21 protein-coding genes are annotated in these 21678 nt (G+C 64.1%); 13 read left to right on the top strand and 8 right to left on the bottom strand.

Translation table 11 applies throughout. The annotated features are described in order from the left end of the window. Positions 1–58: 58 nt before the first annotated feature. The gene (gene glpD / locus FXN65_RS20950; protein WP_151136008.1) at positions 59–1588 is read right to left on the bottom strand and encodes a glycerol-3-phosphate dehydrogenase; all 1530 of its coding nucleotides are present in this window, start codon (positions 1586–1588) and stop codon (positions 59–61) included. Positions 1589–1725: 137 nt separating this feature from the next. Then, complete coding sequence (locus FXN65_RS20945) at positions 1726–2484, bottom strand: DeoR/GlpR family DNA-binding transcription regulator (RefSeq protein WP_151136006.1); 759 nt, start codon at positions 2482–2484, stop codon at positions 1726–1728. A gap of 101 nt (positions 2485–2585) precedes the next feature. On the opposite strand from FXN65_RS20945, the gene ybaK reads away from it, so the two are divergent. The 4 genes from ybaK (at position 2586) to FXN65_RS20925 (ending at position 6334) form a co-directional block, all read left to right on the top strand. Then, positions 2586–3056, top strand: coding sequence for a Cys-tRNA(Pro) deacylase (gene ybaK, locus FXN65_RS20940; RefSeq protein WP_151136004.1), 471 nt, complete (start codon positions 2586–2588; stop codon positions 3054–3056). Positions 3057–3145: 89 nt separating this feature from the next. Further along, positions 3146–4633, top strand: a complete 1488-nt coding sequence (glpK, locus tag FXN65_RS20935) for a glycerol kinase GlpK (RefSeq protein ID WP_151136002.1) — start codon at positions 3146–3148, stop codon at positions 4631–4633. Positions 4634–4658: 25 nt separating this feature from the next. Continuing rightward, a complete protein-coding gene (locus FXN65_RS20930; protein WP_151136000.1) occupies positions 4659–5450 on the top strand; it encodes a substrate-binding periplasmic protein in 792 nt (263 codons plus the stop codon). Positions 5451–5551: 101 nt separating this feature from the next. Beyond that, complete coding sequence (locus FXN65_RS20925; protein ID WP_151135998.1) at positions 5552–6334, top strand: PhzF family phenazine biosynthesis protein; 783 nt, start codon at positions 5552–5554, stop codon at positions 6332–6334. A gap of 92 nt (positions 6335–6426) precedes the next feature. Here FXN65_RS20925 and FXN65_RS20920 read toward each other — a convergent pair whose 3' ends face one another. Both FXN65_RS20920 and argF read right to left on the bottom strand, forming a co-directional pair. After that, a complete protein-coding gene (locus FXN65_RS20920; protein WP_151135996.1) occupies positions 6427–7536 on the bottom strand; it encodes an ABC transporter ATP-binding protein in 1110 nt (369 codons plus the stop codon). Then, positions 7533–8450 (bottom strand): ornithine carbamoyltransferase, encoded by a 918-nt coding sequence (gene argF / locus FXN65_RS20915; protein ID WP_151135994.1) that lies wholly within the window; start codon positions 8448–8450, stop codon positions 7533–7535. Before argF ends, FXN65_RS20920 begins: the two co-directional genes overlap by 4 nt. Positions 8451–8821: 371 nt before the next feature. Here argF and FXN65_RS20910 point away from each other — a divergent pair, with 371 nt between their 5' ends. From FXN65_RS20910 to grxD, 4 genes are all read left to right on the top strand, one after another. Beyond that, positions 8822–10345 carry a sensor domain-containing diguanylate cyclase gene (locus FXN65_RS20910; protein WP_178119375.1) on the top strand — a complete coding sequence of 508 codons (1524 nt, stop codon included), beginning with the start codon at positions 8822–8824 and terminating at the stop codon, positions 10343–10345. A 183-nt stretch (positions 10346–10528) separates the two neighbouring features. Further along, a complete protein-coding gene (locus FXN65_RS20905; protein WP_151135990.1) occupies positions 10529–10966 on the top strand; it encodes a hypothetical protein in 438 nt (145 codons plus the stop codon). A 136-nt stretch (positions 10967–11102) separates the two neighbouring features. Continuing rightward, positions 11103–13211 (top strand): molybdopterin oxidoreductase family protein, encoded by a 2109-nt coding sequence (locus FXN65_RS20900; RefSeq protein ID WP_151135988.1) that lies wholly within the window; start codon positions 11103–11105, stop codon positions 13209–13211. A gap of 93 nt (positions 13212–13304) precedes the next feature. Continuing rightward, positions 13305–13631: a Grx4 family monothiol glutaredoxin gene (gene grxD / locus FXN65_RS20895; protein ID WP_151135986.1), complete on the top strand. Its 327-nt coding sequence runs from the start codon at positions 13305–13307 to the stop codon at positions 13629–13631. 256 nt (positions 13632–13887) lie between these two features. On the opposite strand, the gene bfr is transcribed toward grxD, so the two are convergent. Beyond that, positions 13888–14358, bottom strand: a complete 471-nt coding sequence (gene bfr, locus FXN65_RS20890; RefSeq protein ID WP_151135984.1) for a bacterioferritin — start codon at positions 14356–14358, stop codon at positions 13888–13890. A gap of 199 nt (positions 14359–14557) precedes the next feature. After that, positions 14558–14776: a bacterioferritin-associated ferredoxin gene (locus tag FXN65_RS20885; protein ID WP_044870649.1), complete on the bottom strand. Its 219-nt coding sequence runs from the start codon at positions 14774–14776 to the stop codon at positions 14558–14560. Positions 14777–15059: 283 nt separating this feature from the next. Here FXN65_RS20885 and FXN65_RS20880 point away from each other — a divergent pair, with 283 nt between their 5' ends. Then, positions 15060–15662, top strand: a complete 603-nt coding sequence (locus tag FXN65_RS20880) for a peroxiredoxin (protein WP_151135982.1) — start codon at positions 15060–15062, stop codon at positions 15660–15662. Positions 15663–15771: 109 nt separating this feature from the next. Here FXN65_RS20880 and rnt read toward each other — a convergent pair whose 3' ends face one another. Beyond that, positions 15772–16446: a ribonuclease T gene (gene rnt, locus FXN65_RS20875; RefSeq protein ID WP_151135980.1), complete on the bottom strand. Its 675-nt coding sequence runs from the start codon at positions 16444–16446 to the stop codon at positions 15772–15774. Further along, complete coding sequence (gene pyrC / locus FXN65_RS20870) at positions 16443–17489, bottom strand: dihydroorotase (protein ID WP_151135978.1); 1047 nt, start codon at positions 17487–17489, stop codon at positions 16443–16445. Before pyrC ends, rnt begins: the two co-directional genes overlap by 4 nt. 167 nt (positions 17490–17656) lie before the next feature. Between pyrC and FXN65_RS20865 the strand changes: the two genes are divergently transcribed. The 4 genes from FXN65_RS20865 to FXN65_RS20850 all read left to right on the top strand — a co-directional run bounded on the left by FXN65_RS20865 (position 17657) and on the right by FXN65_RS20850 (position 21612). Beyond that, positions 17657–18673: a flagellar protein MotY gene (locus tag FXN65_RS20865; protein ID WP_151135976.1), complete on the top strand. Its 1017-nt coding sequence runs from the start codon at positions 17657–17659 to the stop codon at positions 18671–18673. 129 nt (positions 18674–18802) lie between these two features. After that, positions 18803–20020 (top strand): argininosuccinate synthase, encoded by a 1218-nt coding sequence (locus tag FXN65_RS20860; protein WP_151135974.1) that lies wholly within the window; start codon positions 18803–18805, stop codon positions 20018–20020. Positions 20021–20115: 95 nt separating this feature from the next. Continuing rightward, a complete protein-coding gene (gene gloA / locus FXN65_RS20855; RefSeq protein ID WP_151135972.1) occupies positions 20116–20508 on the top strand; it encodes a lactoylglutathione lyase in 393 nt (130 codons plus the stop codon). A gap of 57 nt (positions 20509–20565) precedes the next feature. After that, positions 20566–21612, top strand: a complete 1047-nt coding sequence (locus FXN65_RS20850) for a GGDEF domain-containing protein (RefSeq protein WP_151135970.1) — start codon at positions 20566–20568, stop codon at positions 21610–21612. Positions 21613–21678: the final 66 nt, after the last annotated feature.

Below are 21678 nucleotides of genomic sequence, written 5' to 3'. Positions count from 1 at the left end.
GTGGGAGCGAATTCATTCGCGAATGAATTCGCTCCCACGAAAACGTTCCCGCTATCACCTACGCCGCATTCACCCGCGGCCGGCGCGGATGTTCGTGCTTCAGATACTGGGCCAGGCGCGCCTGCTGGGCCGCACTCATGAACAGGCCGAGCTTGGTACGACGCCAGAGGATGTCCTCGGCACTGGTCGCCCATTCTTCCTGGCAGAGATAGTCCACTTCCCGCGTATAGAGGCCGGCGCCCAAATGCTCGCCAAGGTCGGCCAGTTCGCGGACGTTGCGCAGCAGGTGCCAGCTGCGGCTGCCATAGAGGTTGGCCCAGCGCCGGGCGATGTGCGTGGGCAGCCAGCCGAAGCTGGAGCAGAGCGCCTCCACCAGGGCGCTGCGGCTTTCCATCTGTTCACCACCCGGCAGCGGCGAGCTGGCGGTCCAGGGCCCCTTGGCGAAGGGGAACCAGGGTACGAGCTGCTGCAGGGCGGCTTCGGCGAGTTTGCGGTAGGTGGTGAGCTTGCCGCCGAACACCGAAAGCAGGGGCGCATCGCCGGGATGAGAGGAGAGGGCCAGGGTGTAGTCGCGGGTCACCGCAGACGGATCGTCCGACTCGTCGTCGCACAGCGGACGCACGCCGGCATAGCTGTGGAGGATGTCCTGCTCGCTCAATTGGCGCTTGAAGTGGCGATTGACCACATCCAGCAGGTAGCGCGTCTCTTCGGCGGTGATCGCCACCTCGGCCGGATCGCCATGGTATTCACGATCGGTGGTGCCGATCAGCGTGAAACGCTCCAGGTAGGGAATCGCGAAGACGATGCGGCGATCCTCGTTCTGCAGGATGTAGGCCTGCTCGCCGTCATGCAGGCGCGGCACGATGATGTGGCTGCCCTGGATCAGCCGCACGCCGTAGGGGGCCGTCTGCTTGAGATCCTGTTCGATGAAGCGTGCCACCCAGGGCCCGGCGGCGTTTACCAGGGCGCGGGCGCGAATCGACAGCAGGCTGCCATCGGCACGCTCCAGGTGGATATGCCAGAGGCCCTTGCTGCGGCGGGCGCTGACACAGCGGGTGCGGGTATGCACATGGGCGCCGCGTTCGCGGGCGGCCATGGCGTTGAGCACCACCAGGCGGGCGTCGTCGACCCAGCAATCGGAGTATTCGAAGCCTCGGGTGATCTCCGCCTGCAGCGGGCTGCCGGCGCCGAAGCGCAGGCCACGGGAGGCGGGCAGGCGCTTGCGCTTGCCGAGGTGGTCGTAGAGGAACAGGCCGGCGCGGATCATCCAGGCCGGACGCAGGTGCGGCCGGTGGGGCAGGATGAAGCGCAGCGGCCGGACTATGTGCGGCGCCTTGGCGAGCAGCACTTCGCGCTCGGCCAGGGCTTCGCGTACCAGACGGAATTCGTGGTGTTCCAGGTAGCGCAGGCCGCCATGGATCAGTTTGCTGCTGGCCGATGAGGTGTGCTGGGCGAGGTCGTCCTTCTCGCAGAGGAACACCGAAAGGCCCCGGCCAGCCGCGTCGGCTGCAATGCCGACGCCATTGATGCCGCCGCCGACGATGGCGAGGTCATAGACCTCGGCGATTGGGGAATGGTTGTGGTTCATGGGCAGGCACCAAGGTCGAAACTGAACTTTTAATGTTCATTTCCGAAAATAGCCTAGATGAGAGCGAACAAAATGACCAGCCCGATGCGCGGTTTCGCGCCGGGTGGTCATGGAAAATTCATGCAGGAGAGGGCGGGTCAGACCCGTTCGAGGTGGACCTTGTGTTCGGCCAGCAGGCGGCCCAGAGCGGGGGAGGGCTGGTGGTCGGTGAACAGACGATCCACCAGGGCGATGGAACCCAGGCGAACCACGGCGTTGCGGCCGAACTTGCTGGAGTCGGCGGCGAGGAACACCTGCCGGGCGTTTTCGATGATGGCCTGGGAAACCCGCACTTCCTGGTAGTCGAAGTCCAGCAGGCTGCCGTCTTCATCGATGCCGCTGATGCCCACCAGGGCGTAATCCACCTTGAACTGCTGGATGAAATCCACCGCCGCCTGGCCGACGATTCCGCCGTCGCTGCGTACTGTGCCGCCGGCCACCAGTACTTCGAAGTCCGGCTTGTCCGCCAGTTGCGCGGCCACGTGCAGGTTGTTGGTGATCACCTTCAGGCCCTTGTGGCCCATCAGGGCACGAGCGATGGCTTCGGTGGTGGTGCCGATGTTGATGAACAGCGAGGCGTGGTCGGGGATGTACTCGGCCACCGCATCGGCGATGCGCTGCTTCTCGTCGCGGTTCTGCCCGGCGCGCATGGCGTAGGCGGTGTTCTGGATGCTCGACGCCTCGCTGGCCGCACCGCCGTGGGTGCGCCGCAGCAGGCCGTGCTCGGCGAGCTGGTTGATGTCGCGGCGGATGGTCTGCGGGGTGACGGCGAAGGCCTGGGCCAGCTCGTCGATGCTGACGTAACCGCGTTCGCGGGCGAGGTCGAGGATGTCTTGTTGCCGTGGGCCCAGGTTCATGCTGGCTCCTTGTTTTGCGCGGCATTATAGCGGTGGGCTGTCGAATCTCCGCTTTTCCGCTAAGGTACGCCGAATCTGTCGCAGGATTTTCACAATCGAACATGACTCCCGCCATCGATCTGCTGAAGAAAGCCAAGGCTGAGCACAAGGTGCACAGCTACCACCACGATCCCAAGGCGCCTTCCTACGGGCTGGAGGCTGCCGAAAAGCTCAACCTGGACCCGGCGCGGGTGTTCAAGACGCTGCTTGCCGCCACCGAGAAGGGCGAACTGCTGGTGGCCGTGGTGCCTGTGGCAGGCACCCTGGACCTCAAGGCCCTGGCCCATGCCGCCGGCGCGAAGAAGGCCGAGATGGCCGACCCCAATCAGGCCCAGCGCAGCACCGGCTACCTGGTGGGTGGCATCAGCCCGCTGGGGCAGAAGAAGCGCCTGCGCACCTTCATCGACGGCAGCGCCCGCAACTTCGACACCATCCATGTCAGCGCCGGCCGGCGCGGGCTGGAGGTCGAACTCTCGGCCGACACCCTGGCGACCCACACCCAGGGAAGCTTTGCCGACATCGGTCGCCCCTGAGGAATCGCCCACGATCCGCCGCTCAGGGTTGGCGGGAGGGTGGGCAGGCTCGAAACTGACAACAAGAACGCCAACAAGGAAGCATTCCCATGGCCCAATACCTGCTCGCCATCGACCAGGGCACCACCAGCAGCCGCGCCATCGTCTTCAGCGCCCAGGGCCTGCCGGTGGCGCGCGCCCAGCAGGAGTTCAAGCAGTACTTCCCCAAGGACGGCTGGGTGGAGCACGACGGCGAGGAAATCTGGCTGACCACCCTCAAGGTCTGTCGCGAGGCCATCGAGCAGAGCGGCCTCAACCCTGCTGACATCGCCGCTATCGGCATCACCAACCAGCGTGAAACCACCCTGGTCTGGGACTCGGTGACCGGCACGCCCATCCACCCGGCCATCGTCTGGCAGGACCGCCGCACCGCGGACTATTGCGCCTCGCTCAAGGCCGCCGGCCACGAGGCGGATGTAGCCAATCGCACCGGCCTGCTGATCGACCCCTATTTCTCCGCCACCAAGCTGCGCTGGGTCTTGGAAAACGTGCCGGGCGCCCGCGAGCGTGCCGAGCGTGGCGAACTGCGCTTCGGCACTGTGGATTGCTTCCTGCTGTGGCGCCTGAGCGGCGGCAAGGTACATCGCACCGACGCCACCAACGCATCGCGGACTCTGCTGTTCAACATCCACAGCCAGCAGTGGGACGCGGAGCTGCTGCGCCTGTTCGACATCCCCGAAAGCCTGCTGCCGGAGGTGCTGGATTGCGCCGCGGAGTTCGGCGATACCGACGCGGCACTGCTGGGCGCCAGCATTCCGGTACGCGGCATGGCCGGCGACCAGCAGGCGGCGCTGATCGGCCAGGCCTGCTTCCAGCCGGGCATGGTGAAGAGCACCTACGGCACCGGCTGCTTCATGATCCAGAACACGGGCGACCAGCCGGTGGTTTCGCGCAACCGCCTGCTGACCACAGTGGGTTACCGCCTGAACGGCAAGGTGAGCTATGCGGTGGAAGGCAGCATCTTCGTCGCCGGTGCCGCCGTGCAGTGGCTGCGTGACGGCATCAAGCTGATCAGCCACGCCCGCGATACCGAGGCCCTGGCCGAACAGACCGGCGATGCCTGCGGCGTGTACCTGGTACCGGCCTTCACCGGCCTCGGTGCTCCCTACTGGGACCCGCGCGCGCGTGGCGCCATCTTCGGCCTGACCCGCGATACCGGCATCAAGGAAATCGTCACCGCCGGGCTGCAATCGGTCTGCTACCAGACCCGTGACCTGCTGGAAGCCATGGCTCAGGATGGGGCCGCCGCGCCCAGCGCCCTGCGCGTGGACGGCGGTATGGTGGAGAACAACTGGGTGATGCAATTCCTTTCCGACATCCTCGGGGTGCCGGTGGAGCGCCCGGAAGTGACCGAAACCACGGCTCTGGGTGTGGCCTACCTCGCAGGTTTGCAAGCCGGTCTCTATCGCGATCTGGACGAAGTGGCCAGCCACTGGCATCGTCAGCAACGCTTTGCCCCGCGCATGGCCGGAGAACATCGCAAGAAGCTCTATGAAGGCTGGCTGGATGCCGTCAAGCGGGTGCGCAGCGGGGCTTGAGGTTGCCACAGCGACAGGAGGCGCAATGGGGAAAGGGCGAGGATGGCTGAAACGCCGCTGGCAGCTACTGGCGCTGCTGGCCGCTCCTGTGCTCTTTCCTTCTGCTCGTGCTGAAACCCTGGTGATCGCCGGGGATATCTGGTGCCCGATCAATTGCCAACCCGGCTCGTCACGGCCGGGCATCTTCGTTGAACTGGCGCGGGAAATCTTCGGTGAGGCCGGCATCGACGTGGAATACCGCGTGGTGAACTGGGCCCGCGCCGTCCACGACACCCGTGGAGGCCGCCTGGATGCGCTGATCGGCGCCGGTCTGCAGGACGCCCCCGACTTCATCTTCACGCCCACCGCGCCCGGCGTATCGCGCATGTGCTTCTACGTCGCCCCAGGCAGCCAGTGGCGCTATCGGGGCCTGGAGTCCCTTGCCGGGGTACGGCTGGGCAGCATCAACAGTTACAGCTACGGCCAGGAGCTCGACACCTACATCCGCATCCAGCGCGACGATCCTGCGCGGGTGCAGGTGGTATCCGGCGACCAGGCCCTGGACATGAACGTGGAAAAGGTTGTGTTGGGGCGTATCGACGCCACCATCGAAAACGCCTGGGTGATGGATGCCTACCTGGCCAACAGCGGGCAGCGCGGCAAGCTGGTGAAGGCGGGTTGCCGCACGCCGGACGTGCCTATCTACCTCGCATTCTCGCCGGCGCTGGAAGCCAGCGTGCATCACGCTGCGGTATTCGAGGCAGGGCTCAAGCGCCTGCGCGAATCCGGTCGGATGAACGCGTTGCTGCAGCGCTATGGCCTGCCTCCACTAGACTGACATCGGCTGTACTCCCGATAAGAGCCGGCCGCTGTACGGCGCGCGGGACGCTGACGGCTGGCAAGCTGGTTCTTCCTACCCCGCTTCAAAAGGAGCTTGTGATGCAGCTGGAATTCCATCAGGTCGACGCCTTCACCCAACGCCCCTTCGGTGGCAATCCGGCGGTGGTCTATCGCCTCGACGCCTGGCTCGATGACCAGCTCATGCAACGCATCGCCGCGGAGCACAACCTGTCGGAGACCGCTTTCCTGGTGAAGGAGGGCAGTGCCTGGCACATCCGCTGGTTCACCCCCAAGGCCGAGGTCCCGCTGTGCGGCCATGCCACCCTGGCGAGCGCCCATGTGCTGTTCGAGCTCTATCAGGAACCGGGCGACCGCCTGGAGTTCATGAGCAAGTCCGGTGAATTGCGGGTGAGCCGCGAGGAAGAGGGGCGCCTGGCCCTGGACTTCCCCGCCCAGGTTCCCCGCGAGGTGGGCGTCACCCTGGAGCTGGAACATGCCCTAGGCGTTGCTCCGGTGGATGCCCTGGGGGCCAACTTCCTGCTGGCGGTGCTGGATTCGGAACAGGCCGTGCGCGAATGCACGCCGGACTTCAAGGCGCTGGCGAAACTGCCCTGGTCGGGGGTGATCGTCACCGCGCCGGGGATGAAACATGACTTCGTCTCGCGCTTCTTCGCCCCGTTGATCGGTATCGACGAAGACCCCGTGACCGGCGCGGCCCACTGCGCGTTGATTCCCTACTGGGCGAATCGCCTCGGCAAGCGCGTGCTGCGCGCCGAACAGTGCTCCGCGCGCAGCGGCGATCTCTGGTGCCGTCTCGACGGCGATCGGGTGAGCATCGCCGGACATTCGGTGCTGGTGGCCAGCGGGCGGCTGTGGATCTGATCTGTAGGACCGAGCTTGCTCGCGAAGGATCGTGCTCGGGCTGTTCGCGAGCAAGCTCGCTCCTACACGTTCTTCGAACTTGGAATTTGAGTTCAGAGTGCGCCGCTGATGCGGCGTACGCCGGAGTCCTGGGGCGTGAAGTGGGCGGCGACGCTGCCCTGGGCCGGAAACACCACCAGGTGATCGGCGGCGATGCGGATGCCGACTTCCTGTCCGGGCTGGTGGTCGGCATGGCTGGGGAAGATCGATTCCAGCTGGCTGCCGGTGGCCAGCTGCAGGCGGTAAAGCGTCGCGGCGCCGAGGAAGGTCTTGCCGATCACCTTGGCGCGCAGCTCGCTTTCCGGCGCATGCACGATGTCATCCGGACGCAGCAGCACGTCCACCGCCGAGCCCTGCGGCCAGGTGTAGGCGCGGTTGCCGCGGATGGTGCCCAGTTCGGTGTTCACCGAATCGGCCGAAACCAGCTGGCCACGGATGAAGTAACCCTGGCCGACGAAGCTGGCGACGAAGGGGGTCAGGGGCTCGTGATAGAGGTTGTAGGGTGTATCCCACTGCTCCAGCAGGCCGTCCCTGAACACGCCGACATGGTCGCTGACCGCGAAGGCTTCTTCCTGGTCGTGGGTCACCAGGATGGCGCTGGTGCCGCGAGCCTTGAGGATCTCGCGGACCTCCTGGCTCAGGCGGCGGCGCAGTTCGCCATCGAGGTTGGAGAAGGGTTCGTCGAGCAGCAGCAGGCGCGGCTCGGGCGCCAGCGCGCGGGCCAGCGATACGCGTTGCTGCTGGCCGCCGGACAGCTCGTGGGGATAACGCTTGGCCAGGTGTCCCAGCTTCACCAACTCCAGCAGTTCGCCAACCTTGCCCTCGAAGCCGGGCTCCTTGCGGATGCCGAAGGCGACGTTCTCGGCCACGGTCAGGTGCGGGAACAGGGCGTAGTCCTGGAACACCATGCCGATGTGGCGCTTCTCCGGCGCCAGGGTGAAACCGGCGCGGGAGATGACGTCACCGGCCAGCTCGATTTCGCCCTCCAGCACCGGCTCGAAACCGGCGATGGCGCGCAGCGTGGTGGTTTTGCCGCAGCCCGAGGGGCCGAGCAGGCAGCCGATGTCACCGGCATTGAGATGAAGGTTCAGGCCCCGCACAACCTGCTGGTCGTGATAACCGCAAGTGAGGTTGCGCAGGTTGAGGAGCATTTCGCGATTCATGCGTGATGGGCGTGTTCTACCAGCAGTTCGAGCAGGGCTTTCTGGGCGTGGAGACGGTTTTCCGCCTGGTCCCAGGCCACCGAACGCGGGTCGTCGAGCAGGTCGACGCTGATCTCTTCGCCACGGTGGGCTGGCAGGCAGTGCATGAATATCACGTCCGCCGCCGCCAGGTCGAGGAGCGCCTTGTTCACCTGGTAAGGGGCGAACAGCGCCAGGCGCTTGGCGGTTTCTTCTTCCTGGCCCATGGAGGTCCAGACGTCGGTGCTGACCAGGTGCGCGCCGGCCACGGCTTCGCGCGGGTCACGCACGACCTTGACGCGGTCGCCGGCCTGGGCGAGGAAGGCGGGATTCGGTTCGTAGCCTTCAGGGCAGGCGACGCGCAGCTGGAAGTCGAACTGGATGGCTGCCTCTATGTAGGTGTTGCACATGTTGTTGCCATCGCCGATCCAGGCGACGGTCTTGCCCTGGATGCTGCCGCGGTGTTCGAGGAAGGTCTGCATGTCGGCCAGCAGCTGGCAGGGGTGCAGGTCATCGGACAGGCCGTTGATCACCGGCACACGGGAGTGGGCGGCGAACTCGGTCAGCGTGCTGTGGGCGAAGGTGCGGATCATCACCGCATCGAGCATCCGCGACATGACGATGGCGCTATCGCTGATGGGCTCGCCACGGCCGAGCTGGGTGTCGCGCGGGGACAGGAAGATGGCCTGGCCGCCGAGCTGGATCATGCCGGCCTCGAAGGAAAGTCGGGTACGGGTGGAGGCCTTCTCGAAGATCATGCCCAGCACACGGCTTTTCAGAGGTTCGTAACGCACGCCTCGGTTGCGCAGATCCTTCAGCTCGGTGCCTCGACGGATCAGGCTGTTCAGCTCCTGGGGAGTGCAGTCCATCAGGGAGAGAAAATGCCTAGCGCTCATGGTTACTACCTTTCTTCTTTTGTCACTGGCCGCATGTCCTGGCCGGGTGTTGCGGGAACAAAGCAGGCGGGACGGGCGGTCGAAGCCGCACGTGGCGACGATTTAGGGGGAAGGCGCGATCTTATAAGGAAATGTCGCGCTTTTCCAATATGCGCTGGAGGCCGCGTCGTTCGTGGCTATGCGCCTGACGGGGCGGCACTGGCCGGGGCACTCCGGTGCTATCGGAAAGGCCGCTCTAGCTCGCCATTCGCGCCGGGGCGGAGGTTGTACAACGACCTCGGGGGTGACGGCAATCACCCATAGTTCCAGATTGTCTCGACCCAGGCGCTTGTCTAAGGTGTGTCCAGACGCAGGCAGCGAGGAGTATGCGGATGGCCGGAACCGGTCCGGAGCCCGTTCAGGACAATCCGGGAACTCGACGTTCCCTGTGGCTGGCCTACGCCTTGCTGCTGGTGGCCGGGCTGGGCGCCATTCTGGTGAACCTGGCGCAGGTCCTGGACTCCAAGCAGCTCTATCTGCGGGAGGCGGACAAGGCCAATGCCAACCTGGCCTACTCCATCGCCCAGCATGCCCAGGAGTCCATAAAGGAAGCCGATATCGTCCTCAGCGCCCTGGTTCCCCTGCTGGAGCGCGGTGAGACCAGTGCCGATACCATCGATCAGTTGCTGCTGACCTTCAAGCAGCGCTCCCCGCAGCTCGCCGGAGTGTTCGTCTACGACGCCGAAGGGCGCTGGCTCCACTACACCAACCCGCCGCCTGCGGCGGACGCGAACAACTCCGATCGCGCCTATTTCCAGCATCATCGCTATTCGGTGAGCCGTGACACGGAGGTGAACAGTCCGTTGCGCAGCCGTTCCACCGGCGAGTGGATCCTGCCGGTTTCGCGCCGCTTCAATGACAAGGAAGGCCGCTTCGCCGGTGTGGTGCTGGCGAGCATCCGCGTCGATCACTTCCGTGAGTTCTACAAGCACTTCGACATCGGTGCGCAAGGCAGCATCCTCATCACCATGAACGACGGCACGATCATCTATCGGCGGCCGGAGGACGTCGGGGGTACTGGAGAGAGCATGGCCGGCAGCTACATGTTCCAGTACGACCTCAAGCGCTCGCCCGTGGGTGTCGGGGGGAGCATTTCAACGCTCGACGGGGTGGACCGGGTCTACGCCTACCGTGCCCTGGATCAATTCCCGCTGGTGACGGCCGTGTCCATGTCCCGCCAGGAAGTGCTGGCCGAATGGGGGCGCAAGGCGGCGATGGTCGGCAGCCTGGTTGCCGTTCTGGTGCTGGCGCTCATCGGTGTCGGTGGCGGGCTGGTGGCGCGGATGCGCAAACGCATGGCTGTCGCCCAGAGCATCGCGCAGGAGAACCGCGAACTCTTCCACCTGGCCAACCGCGACAGCCTGACCGGCATCGCCAATCGCCGGCAGTTCGATCAGGCCCTGCAGGTCGAGTTCCACCGAGCCGCCACAGTAGGTTCGCCCCTGGCGTTGGTGATGATCGACGTCGATTACTTCAAGGCCTACAACGATCGCTATGGCCACCAGGCCGGCGATGCCTGCCTGAAGGCGGTAAGCGATGTGCTACGCCGCTTCAAGGTGCGCGCCGGCGATACGGTGGCGCGTTACGGCGGCGAAGAGTTCACCGTGTTGTTGCCGCACACCGATCTGGCCGGCGCGCGGCTGGTGGCGGAGCGGATTCGCCAGGCGGTCTACGAGCGAGGGCTTACCCATTCCGACAATCCCGTCGGCGTGGTGACGGTGAGCGTGGGCGCACACAGCCTGGTGCCCAATCCCGACGACCGTCCCGAGCAACTTCTGGAATGGGCCGACACCGCCCTCTATCGCGCCAAGAGCGGTGGCCGCAATCGGGTCTGCCTGCTTGAGCCTACGTCCTGAGGTAATTCGGGGCGGAGAGAGCGGGAAAGTATCTGAGTACCCTTTAGGAATGCATGAACTGATGCTCCAAGCCGTCGGTTGATAGGTTTGCGCGTCCCCGGAATCGAGTGGTCCCGGGGACGGCTCCCGCATATGGAAAACCTGCGGAGTCGCTCAGACTTTCAACGATCCATGGAGACTCCAATGAAGAAGTTCCTCGTTCCCGCTGCCCTGGCCGCCGCCCTCGCTACCCTGACGGGTTGCAGCAGCTACAACGTCAGCCAGCCGAGTTCGCCGCTGAATGGCAGCGTGACGACTGACCTCAAGGCTGACATCGCCGTTGGCGAGCCGATCAGCGGGCAGTCCGAGGTGAACGTCCTGTTCAGCCTCCTGCAGTTCGGTGGAGACTCCGAGTTCGCGGACGGTGTGGCCTATGGCGTCGATGGCGGCACCGGCCTGCCTTTCGGTCCGGATCCCGTTTCCGCCGTGAAGGCTGCAGCCGTCTACAAGGCCGTCAAGGAATCCGGTGCCGACCTGATCGTCGCTCCGCGCTACGAGCTGAGTGTGCAGAACTACGTGGTGTTCAAGAAGGTCACCGCCAAGGTCACCGGCAACAAGGGCACCATCAAGTCCATCCGCTGACCACGTTGGCGAATCGGCAGGCCTGATGCCTGCCGATTCATGGCGCTGACGCTGCTGGCTGTTCGGCCGATATGGCTCCATAGTCTTCTCCTTGCGACCCGACCGGTCGTCTCGAACAAGAACATGAGGCCAGGCCATGACCAAGACCCTCCATCACCGCGCGTGCCATCTCTGCGAGGCCATCTGCGGCCTGACTATCGAGACTGAAGACCAGGAAGACGGCAGCCGCCGTATCCTTTCCATCAAGGGCGATGCGCAGGACAGTTTCAGTCGCGGCCATATCTGCCCCAAGGCCGTGGCCCTGCAGGACATCCAGAACGACCCCGACCGCATTCGCCAGCCCATGCGGCGCGCCGGCAGCGAATGGCTGCCCATCGAATGGGATGAAGCCTTTGCCCTGGTTGCCGAGCGGCTGGCCGATATCCAGGCGCGCCATGGCAAAAACGCGGTGGCTGTGTATCAGGGCAACCCGAGCGTGCACAACTATGGGTTGATGACCCACAGCAACTACTTCCTCGGCCTGCTCAAGACCCGTGGACGCTTCTCCGCCACCTCGGTGGACCAGCTGCCCCATCACCTGATCAGCCAGCAGATGTATGGCCATGGCCTGCTGATCCCGATCCCGGACATCGACCATACCTGCTTCATGCTGATCCTCGGCGGCAACCCGCTGGCCTCCAACGGCAGCATCATGACCGTGCCGGATGTGGAGAAACGTCTGAAGGCCCTTCAGGCGCGGGGCGGCAAGCTGGTGGTCGTGGACCCGCGGCGCAGCGAAACTGCCGCCATGGCGGACCAGCACCTGTTCGTGCGTCCGGGGCAGGACGCGGCACTGCTGTTCGGCCTGCTCAACACCCTGTTCGAAGAGGGATTGGGACGCGCCACCCATCTTGAGGTAGAGGGGCTGGAGCAGGTTCGGGCGGCCATCGCCCATTTCACCCCGGAAGCCATGAGTCAGCGCTGCGGCATCCCGGCGGAGCAGATTCGCCAGCTGGCGCGGGACTTCGCGGCGGCCGAGAGTGCGGTCTGCTATGGCCGCATGGGCGTTTCCACCCAGGCCTTCGGCAGCCTCTGCCAATGGCTGATCCAGCTCATCAATCTGGTCACCGGCAACCTGGACCGGGTCGGCGGCGTGCTCTGCACCGAGCCGGCGGTGGACCTGGTGTCCGCGACCTCCGGCGGGCATTTCAATCGCTGGCAGAGCCGCGTATCAGGCCTTCCCGAGTACGGTGGCGAACTGCCGGTGGCCGCCCTGGCCGAAGAAATGCTCACACCCGGCGAAGGGCAGGTGAGGGCGCTGGTCACGATCGCCGGCAACCCGGTGTTGTCCACGCCCAATGGCCGCCAACTGGAACAGGCACTGGACGGCCTGGAGTTCATGCTCAGCATCGATCTCTATATCAACGAGACGACCCGTTACGCTGACCTGATCCTGCCGCCCACCGCGCCGCTGGAACACGAACACTACGACACCACCTTCAATCTCTTCGCCGTGCGCAATGTCACCCGCTTCAATGAGGCCGTGCTGGCCCGGCCGGCCGGGGCGATGCACGACTGGGAAATCTTCGTCGGCCTGGCCAAGGCCTTTGCCGCGCGTACGGGCATCGAGCTCAAGCCCACCCTGGCACCGGAGCAGATGATCGACCTTGGTCTGCGCGCCGGTCCCTATGGCGATCGTTCCGAGCACAAACTGTCCGTGGCGCGGTTGCGCGAACATCCCCACGGCATGGATCTGGGAGCGCTGAAACCCAACCTGGGCGGACGCCTGAAGACGCCCAGCGGCAAGGTGGAGGCCGCCCCCGCGATCCTGCTGGGCGATCTCGATCGCTTCGCGGCGCAGCCCGCGCCCCGTGAGGGGCAGCTGGTTCTGATCGGCCGCCGTCATGTACGCAGCAACAATTCCTGGATGCACAACTACCACCGTCTGGTGAAGGGCAAGCCGCGCCATCAGTTGCTCATGCACCCGAACGACCTGGAAGCTCGCGGGCTGGTGGATGGCCAGCGGGTCAAGGTGCGTTCGCGGGTGGGCGTGATCGAGGTAGAGGTCGGCGCCAGCGACGACATGATGCCCGGCGTGGTCAGCCTGCCTCACGGCTGGGGTCATGCGCGCCCCGGGGTTCGCATGGGCATCGCCAGCGAGCAGCCCGGCGCCAGTGCCAACGACCTCACCGACGAGCGCCATCTGGACGCGGTCTCCGGCAACGCGGCGCTCAATGGCGTTCCCGTGGAAGTGGTGGCCGCCTGAAGGCATGGAGAGTCCGAGCGCACCGCTCGGCTTTCCGTTACAATGCCGCCATCCTGCCGACTCGCCAGTCGGAAAGTTCAGCCGAGGTGCCCAATGGATATCATCGAAACCATCAAAGAGCAGATCGCCAACAACACTGTCCTGCTGTACATGAAAGGCTCGCCGAATGCTCCGCAGTGCGGCTTCTCGGCCCGCGCCGCGCAAGTCCTCATGGCTTGCGGCGAAAAGTTCGCCTACGTGGACATCCTGCAGAACCCGGAAATCCGCGCCAACCTGCCGAAGTACGCCAACTGGCCGACCTTCCCGCAGCTCTGGGTAGCCGGTGAACTGGTTGGCGGCAGCGACATCATGACCGAGATGTTCGAGAAGGGTGAGTTGCAGACCCTGGTCAAGGATGCCGTGAGCAAGGCCAGCGCCTGATCCGTCATTCAATGAAAAGCCCCGCCAAGTGCGGGGCTTTTTCATAGGGGCCCGGAAAAGCAGTAGAGGGGCACTGCGCGCATCAGTGCTGTGCCAGTCAAGGAAGTTGAGTAATGGATGGCGTATGGAAGTTCATGTGGGGAAGTTCGGTCCTATTTCCCGCTGTTATCTGCCAATTGGAAATATTCCCGTTTTTCCATTATTTCGAAGACCAATAAAAAGCCCCGCAATTGCGGGGCTTCTTAATCACGCCGGATTACTCGTCCATCTGCGACTGCAGGTAGTTTTCCAGGCCAACCTTCTCGATCAGGCCCAGTTGGGTTTCCAGCCAGTCGATGTGTTCTTCCTCTGATTCGAGGATCTCCTCCAGCAGTTCGCGGCTGCCGTAGTCGCCCACGCTTTCGCAGTAGGCAATGGCGGCCTTCAGGTCCGGCACCGCCTGCAGTTCCAGCTTCAGGTCGCTGGAGAGCATTTCCTTGGTGTTCTCGCCGATCATCAGCTTGCCAAGGTCCTGCAGGTTGGGGAGGCCTTCGAGGAAGAGGATGCGCTTGATCAGCTTGTCCGCATGCTTCATCTCGTCGATGGACTCGTGGTATTCGTGATCGCCCAGTTTCTTCAGGCCCCAATCTTCATACATGCGGGCGTGCAGGAAGTACTGGTTGATCGCAACAAGTTCATTGCCGAGGATCTTGTTGAGATGCTGAATGACTTTCTTGTCGCCTTTCATGTGGAGTCCTGCCGTAGGTGGGAGATTTTTGAATTCTGATCCGTGAAACTTGGTGTGTCAAATCTAAGTCATTGAATTTCAAATGAATTCGAATATTAATAAGAATGTTTAACTTCTACATTTGAACTCTAAATAGTTGAAAAACAGACACAAAAAAACCGGACGCTGAGGTCCGGTTTCCTGTGTTCCCGCCGAATGGTCAGGCGATAGCGTAGGCAGCGGGGTAGGCGAGGGCTGCCTGGCTGCTCTGTACCTCGGCGAGGGTCTCCTTGACCACCTGCTTGGCCAGGCATGCGCACTTGCCGCATTGGGTACCTACTTCCAGAGCGTTGCGTACTTCGCGATAACTGCAGCAGCCTTCGTAGATGGCTTCGCGAATTTGACCGTCAGTGACACCCAGACAGAGACAGACGTACATGGCGACTTGGGACTCGGGGGAGTGATTGAATGGAAGGGATACTAATAGTAATGAGAATGATTGTCAAAGATATGTTCGAAACGCCCGGACCAGAGGCCTTCGCGCCTTCCCGGACGGTGATCTGCCGACATTGACCCGCTAGTCGAAAGCGGTGGGCGGGGCTATCTGCCGAGTGTATTATTGCCCGTTCTTTTGGAAGCGGGTGTCATGGCGCCGCCACATTGGTTGGCCAGGCTGTGACCCCCGGCGCATTGATTACTCATGACAACTCAGGAGACATGGAATGAGCGTTCTCGTAGGCAAGCAGGCTCCGGACTTCACCGTTGCCGCCGTTCTGGGCAATGGCGAAATCGTTGACAGCTTCACCCTGTCCGAAGCCATCAAGGGCAAATACGGCCTGGTGTTCTTCTACCCGCTGGACTTCACCTTCGTCTGCCCGTCCGAGCTGATCGCCCTGGACCACCGCATCCCCGAATTCAAGGCTCGCGGCGTGGAAGTGATCGGCGTGTCCATCGACTCCCACTTCACCCACAACGCCTGGCGTAACACCCCGGTGGACAAGGGCGGCATCGGCCAGGTCAAGTACACCCTGGCTGCCGACATGAAGCACGAAATCGCCAAGGCCTACGACGTCGAGTCCGAAGGTGGCGTGGCTTACCGTGGTGCCTTCCTGATCGACAAGAACGGCGTCGTGCGTTCCCAGATCGTCAACGACCTGCCGCTGGGCCGTAACATGGACGAGCTGCTGCGTCTGGTCGACGCCCTGCAGTTCACCGAAGAGCACGGCGAAGTCTGCCCGGCCAACTGGAAGAAGGGCGACAAGGGCATGACCGCTTCTCCGGAAGGCGTTGCGCAGTACCTGGCCGAGAACGCTTCTTCCCTGTAAGCGTTTCCAGGTAAAGAAAAAGCCCGGCAGATGCCGGGCTTTTTCATGTCTGGGTGCTTGTAGGAGCGAGCTTGCTGGCGAAGCTCGCTCCTGCAACTGGATGCCGAGGTCAGTCCTCGTCGTCGATCCAGCCGCCCATTTCCCTCCAGCGGTTGACGATGCCGCAGAACAGCTCGGCGGTCTTCTCGGTGTCGTAGCGCGCCGAGTGCGCCTCGCGGCCGTCGAACTCGATGCCGGCGGCCTGGCAGGCCTTGGCCAGCACGGTCTGGCCGTAGGCGAGGCCGGCGAGTGTCGCGGTGTCGAAGCTGGAGAAGGGGTGGAAGGGATTGCGCTTTAGGCCGGTCCGGTTCACCGCGGCATTGAGGAAGCCGAGGTCGAAGCTGGAGTTGTGGCCGACCAGGATGGCGCGCTTGCAGCCGTTGGCCTTGATCGACTTGCGCAGGCCGCGGAAGATTTCCGTCAGCGCGTGCTCCTCGCTCACTGCCATGCGCAGCGGGTGGTCCAGCTTGATCCCGGTGAACTCCAGCGCGGCCTGTTCGATGTTGGCGCCCTCGAACGGCTCGATGCGGAAGAAATGGGTGTGGTCCGGATAGAGGAAGCCCTGTTCATCCATGGCGACGGTGGTCGCGGCGATTTCCAGGAGGGCGTCGGTGGCGGCGTTGAAACCGCCGGTCTCCACGTCCACCACGACCGGCAGGTAGCCACGGAAGCGTGCCGCCATCGGATGGCGCGGGCCGGACGGCAGGCTGCCGTCCAGTTCGTCGTCGTAGAGGTCCTCGCTCACGCTTGCTCCTCCAGCAGACGCCAGCGCAGCTTCTCGCCGGCGCGCAGCGGTACCACCACCTGCTCGCCCAGTGGCAGGGTGGCCGGGACGGTCCACTCCTCGCGCACCAGGGTGATGCGGTCGGTGTTGCGTGGCAGGCCGTAGAAGTCCGGCCCGTGGAAGCTGGCGAAGGCCTCGAGCTTGTCCAGCGCGTTGCGCTGTTCGAAGGCTTCGGCGTACAGCTCGATGGCCGCGTAGGCGGTGTAGCAGCCGGCGCAGCCGCAGGCGGCTTCCTTGGCGTGCTTGGCGTGGGGCGCCGAGTCGGTGCCGAGGAAGAACTTGGCGCTACCGCTGGTGGCGGCGTCCAGCAGGGCTTCCTGGTGCACGTTGCGCTTGAGGATCGGCAGGCAATAGAAGTGCGGGCGGATACCGCCAACCAGCATGTGGTTGCGGTTGTACAGCAGGTGATGGGCGGTGATGGTGGCGCCGACGTTGGCCGAGGCCGATTGCACGAACTGCACCGCGTCGCCGGTGGTGATGTGTTCGAACACCACCTTCAGGGTCGGGAAGCGCTGGACCACACGGGTCAGGTGCTCGTCGATGAACACCTTTTCGCGGTCGAACACGTCGATTTCGCCACGGGTCACTTCGCCGTGGACCAGCAGCAGCATGCCGACTTCGGCCATGGCTTCGAGGGCCGGGAAGATCTTGTCGATGCTGGTAACGCCGGAGTCCGAGTTGGTGGTCGCGCCGGCCGGGTAGAGCTTGGCGGCGTGGACGAAGCCCGAAGCCTTGGCCGCGCGGATGTCCTCCGGGCTGGTGCGATCGGTGAGGTAGAGCACCATCAGCGGCTCGAAGCGGCTGCCGGCCGGGCGGGCAGAGAGGATGCGCTGGCGATAGGCGTCGGCTTCCTCGGCATTGCGGACCGGGGGCACCAGGTTGGGCATGATGATGGCGCGGCCGAAGGTGCGGGCGGCATCGGCGACGGTATGGGCCAGGACGGCACCATCGCGCAGATGGATGTGCCAGTCGTCGGGACGCAGGAGGGTCAAACGGTCGGACATGAGGGGCTTCCAGGCGGGCAGAACTGGGCGGACATGCTACCGGAAAAGCCCTTCCGGGGCACGCAGGGCAGGAGCCGGCGACCGCCTTGCAGGCAAATCCCCGCTCAAGTTTTTCCGCTTGGCACCGATATCCAGCAGGAACGCCGTAATTCCCCGTGGAGCCCGCCGTGCGCCAGCGCTATCTCGTCTTCCTGAGCTTGTTCGCCAGCCTGCCGGCCATGGCCATTACCTTCCAGACTCGCCTGGAGAAGGTGGAGTGGAAGGTCGAGGGGGACAAGTTCGAATGCCGGCTGTCGCAGCCCATCACCGACTTCGGTTCCGGGGAGTTCGTGCGCCGGGCCGGCGAGCAGGCCACCTTCCGCCTGAAGGCGCGGGAGCGCTGGATGGGGACCGGCTCGGCGACGCTGCTGGCAGCGGCGGCGCCCTGGCAGCCGGGGAGGGGAGATATCAACCTCGGCGTGGTCAGCGTCGGCGGCGGTGAAGTGCCTTTCAGCAGTTCCCAGCAGCAGGCCGGGCGCCTGCTCACCGGCTTGCTGGAAGGTCGCAGCCCACTGGTTCGTCACCGTACCCTGCAAGGCGGCGATTCCATGGAAGTACGCCTGCTGCCGGTAAAATTCAACCGGGCCTATCAGGATTACCTCGCCTGCACTGCCAAGTTGCTGCCGGTGAATTTCGACCAGGTCAAGCATGTGCAGGTCGGCTTTCCGGGCGGCGGCATGGAGCTGGACGAGATGGCGCGGGCGAAGCTGGAAATCATGCTCGACTTCATCAAGGCCGATCCCAGCGTCAATCACATCGAAATCGACGGTCACTCCGACAACAGCGGCAACCGCCTGACCAACCGCGACCTGTCGCGCCGCCGTGCCCTGGCGGTGTTCGACTACTTCAAGGCCAACGGCTTCCCCGAAGCGCAGATGGTCATGCGCTTCCATGGCGAGCGTTACCCGTTGGCGCCGAACAACAGCCCGGCCAACCGGGAGAAGAACCGTCGTGCCACCGTGCAGTTGTCCCGCGTTGATCTGCCCGTCGAAGCGCCCGCCGCACCGGCAGCAGCGCCAGCCCCGGTTCCGACGGAGGCGCCGGCCCCCGCCGCGCCTGGCGTTCCAGCCACTCCGGCTGCGCCGGCCACCGCTCCCGGTGTCCAGGGCGCTGCTGCCGATTCCCAGCCGCGGACCGGGTCCTGATCCCGCCGTTCGTCGCGCGACTGACAGAAACTGTCGCCTCGTCGTCATAAGCTGTCGCGACACTGTAATTTGGCCGCCAGGGTCAGTAGAATCACGGGTTTTTCGTACAACCCCCGTGGAGTTGATGGCATGGCGGACGTGAAGAAGGTTGTCCTGGCTTATTCCGGTGGCCTGGACACCTCGGTGATCCTCAAGTGGCTGCAAGATACCTATAACTGCGAAGTGGTGACCTTCACCGCTGACCTCGGCCAGGGCGAGGAGGTCGAGCCGGCCCGCGCCAAGGCCCAGGCGATGGGCGTCAAGGAAATCTACATCGATGACCTGCGCGAAGAATTCGTCCGCGACTTCGTGTTCCCGATGTTCCGCGCCAACACCATCTATGAAGGCGAGTACCTGCTGGGTACCTCCATCGCCCGTCCGTTGATCGCCAAGCGCCTGATCGAAATCGCCAACGAGACCGGCGCTGACGCCATCTCCCACGGCGCCACCGGCAAGGGCAACGATCAGGTTCGCTTCGAGCTGGGCGCCTACGCCCTGAAGCCGGGCGTGAAAGTGATCGCCCCCTGGCGCGAGTGGGACCTGCTGTCCCGTGAGAAGCTGATGGACTACGCCGAGAAGCACGCCATCCCGATCGAGCGCCACGGCAAGAAGAAGTCCCCGTACTCCATGGACGCCAACCTGCTGCACATCTCTTATGAGGGCGGTGTGCTGGAAGACACCTGGACCGAGCACGAAGAAGACATGTGGCGCTGGACCAAGTCTCCGGAAGCCGCGCCGAACACCCCGACCTACATCGAGCTGACCTACCGCAATGGCGACATCGTTGCCATCGACGGCAAGGACATGACCCCGGCCCAGGTGCTGACCGAGCTGAACCGCATCGGCGGCGAGAACGGCATCGGCCGCCTCGACATCGTCGAGAACCGCTATGTCGGCATGAAGTCCCGCGGCTGCTACGAGACCCCCGGCGGCACCATCATGCTCAAGGCCCACCGCGCCATCGAGTCCATCACCCTGGACCGCGAAGTGGCCCACCTGAAAGACGAGCTGATGCCCAAGTACGCCAGCCTGATCTACACCGGCTACTGGTGGAGCCCGGAGCGTCTGATGCTGCAGCAGATGATCGACGCCTCCCAGGCCAACGTGAACGGCGTGGTGCGCCTGAAGCTGTACAAGGGCAACGTCATCGTGGTCGGCCGCAAGTCCGACGACTCCCTGTTCGACGCCAATATCGCCACCTTCGAGGACGATGCCGGCGCCTACAATCAGGCTGATGCTGCTGGCTTCATCAAGCTCAACGCCCTGCGCATGCGCATCGCCGCAGGCAAGGGCCGCAAGCTGTTCTGATAAGCTTGTAAGCGTGAGCCCACGGACCCCGGCCAAAAGCCGGGGTTCGTCATTCAAGAGCCCGCGAAATACGGGCAACCGATGAGGAAGTATCGATGAGACTGCTGCATACCATGCTGCGAGTCGGCGACCTGGACAAATCCATCGCCTTCTACACCGAAGTGCTGGGCATGACCCTGCTGCGCCGCAAGGACTACCCGGACGGTCAGTTCACCCTCGCGTTCGTCGGCTACGGCGACGAGGCCCACAACAGCGTGATCGAGCTGACCTTCAACTGGGGTGTGGACAAGTACGAGCTGGGTAACGCCTACGGCCACATCGCCCTGGAAGTGGACGATGTCTACAAGGCGTGCGAAGACATCCGCGCCCGCGGCGGCAAGATCACCCGCGAGCCGGGGCCGATGAAGCACGGCACCAGCATCCTGGCCTTCGTGGAAGATCCCGACGGCTACAAAATCGAATTGCTCTCCCCCTCTCGCAACGACTGACGCTCTATGCTGATATGAATCCGGGGCGCTCTCGCCCCGGTCCGGAGGCGTGGGTCTATGGATGGTTCCGCTGTCAGCTACGAACGCAATCTCGAATGCCTGGTTCGGGCCATCCAGGAGCTTTCCCTGGCCCGTGATCTCGACCGCATCGCCGAGATCGTGCGCAGTGCCGCGCGAGAGCTGGTGGGGGCCGATGGCGCCACATTCGTCCTGCGCGATGGCGACCGTTGCTTTTACAAGGACGAGGACGCCATCTCGCCGCTGTGGAAGGGCCTGCGCTTCCCCATGGAGACTTGCATCAGCGGCTGGGCCATGCTCAACCGCGAGCCCGCGGTGATCGAAGACATTTACCAGGACCCGCGCATTCCCCACGACGCCTACCGCCCGACCTTCGTCAAGAGCCTGGTCATGGTGCCCATCCGCAGCATGGCCCCGGTGGGGGCGATCGGCACCTACTGGGCCACTCCGCGCCTGGCCAACGTGCGTGAAGTCGGCTTGCTCCAGGCCCTGGCGGACTCGACCTCGGTGGCCATGGAGAACGTCCAGCTCTACAACGAGCTCGAACAGCGGGTCATCGCCCGTACCCAGGAACTGGTGGCCGCCAACCGCCTGCTCTACGACGAAGCCTGTGAGCGCGAGCGGGTCGAACAGGATATCCAGCGCTTCTCCATGACCGATGAACTCACTGGCCTGCACAACCGCCTCGGCTTCCTGCGCCACGCCGCCGAGAGCCTCGAAACTTCACGCCAGCGCGACACGCCCTGCCTGCTGCTCCACCTGCAGGTGGAAAGCAACGACAGCGGGCCGGCCGAGAACCTGCCGCTGGTAGCCGCGCGCATGTTGCGGGCACAGTTCCGCCGGGATGACCTGATTGCACGCCTCGGTGGTGGAGAGTTCCTCGTACTGACCACCGGTTATGGCGATCCGCACGCCGTGCTGCAGCGCCTGCGCGCCGGCCTGGGGGCCTTCAATCGTGCGGCGGAGCAGAGCCTGACCCTGCGCATCGGCCATGCCGAGTCGAGCCGAGGGCAGGACCTGGAACAGCTGCTGCAGGAAGCCGATAACGCCTTGCATCGGGCTGGGCCTGGGTGGAGCAGCGACTGATTCTGGCTGGCTGTAAAACTTCGCTATATAGTTCGCCATACAGCGAAAACTGATCATTCGGCCAAC

Source organism: Pseudomonas lalkuanensis, assembly GCF_008807375.1.
Taxonomy (GTDB): Bacteria; Pseudomonadota; Gammaproteobacteria; order Pseudomonadales; family Pseudomonadaceae; genus Metapseudomonas; species Metapseudomonas lalkuanensis.
The sequence above is the reverse complement of the archived record's forward strand: the minus strand, read 5'-3'. Positions and strand labels throughout refer to the sequence as shown.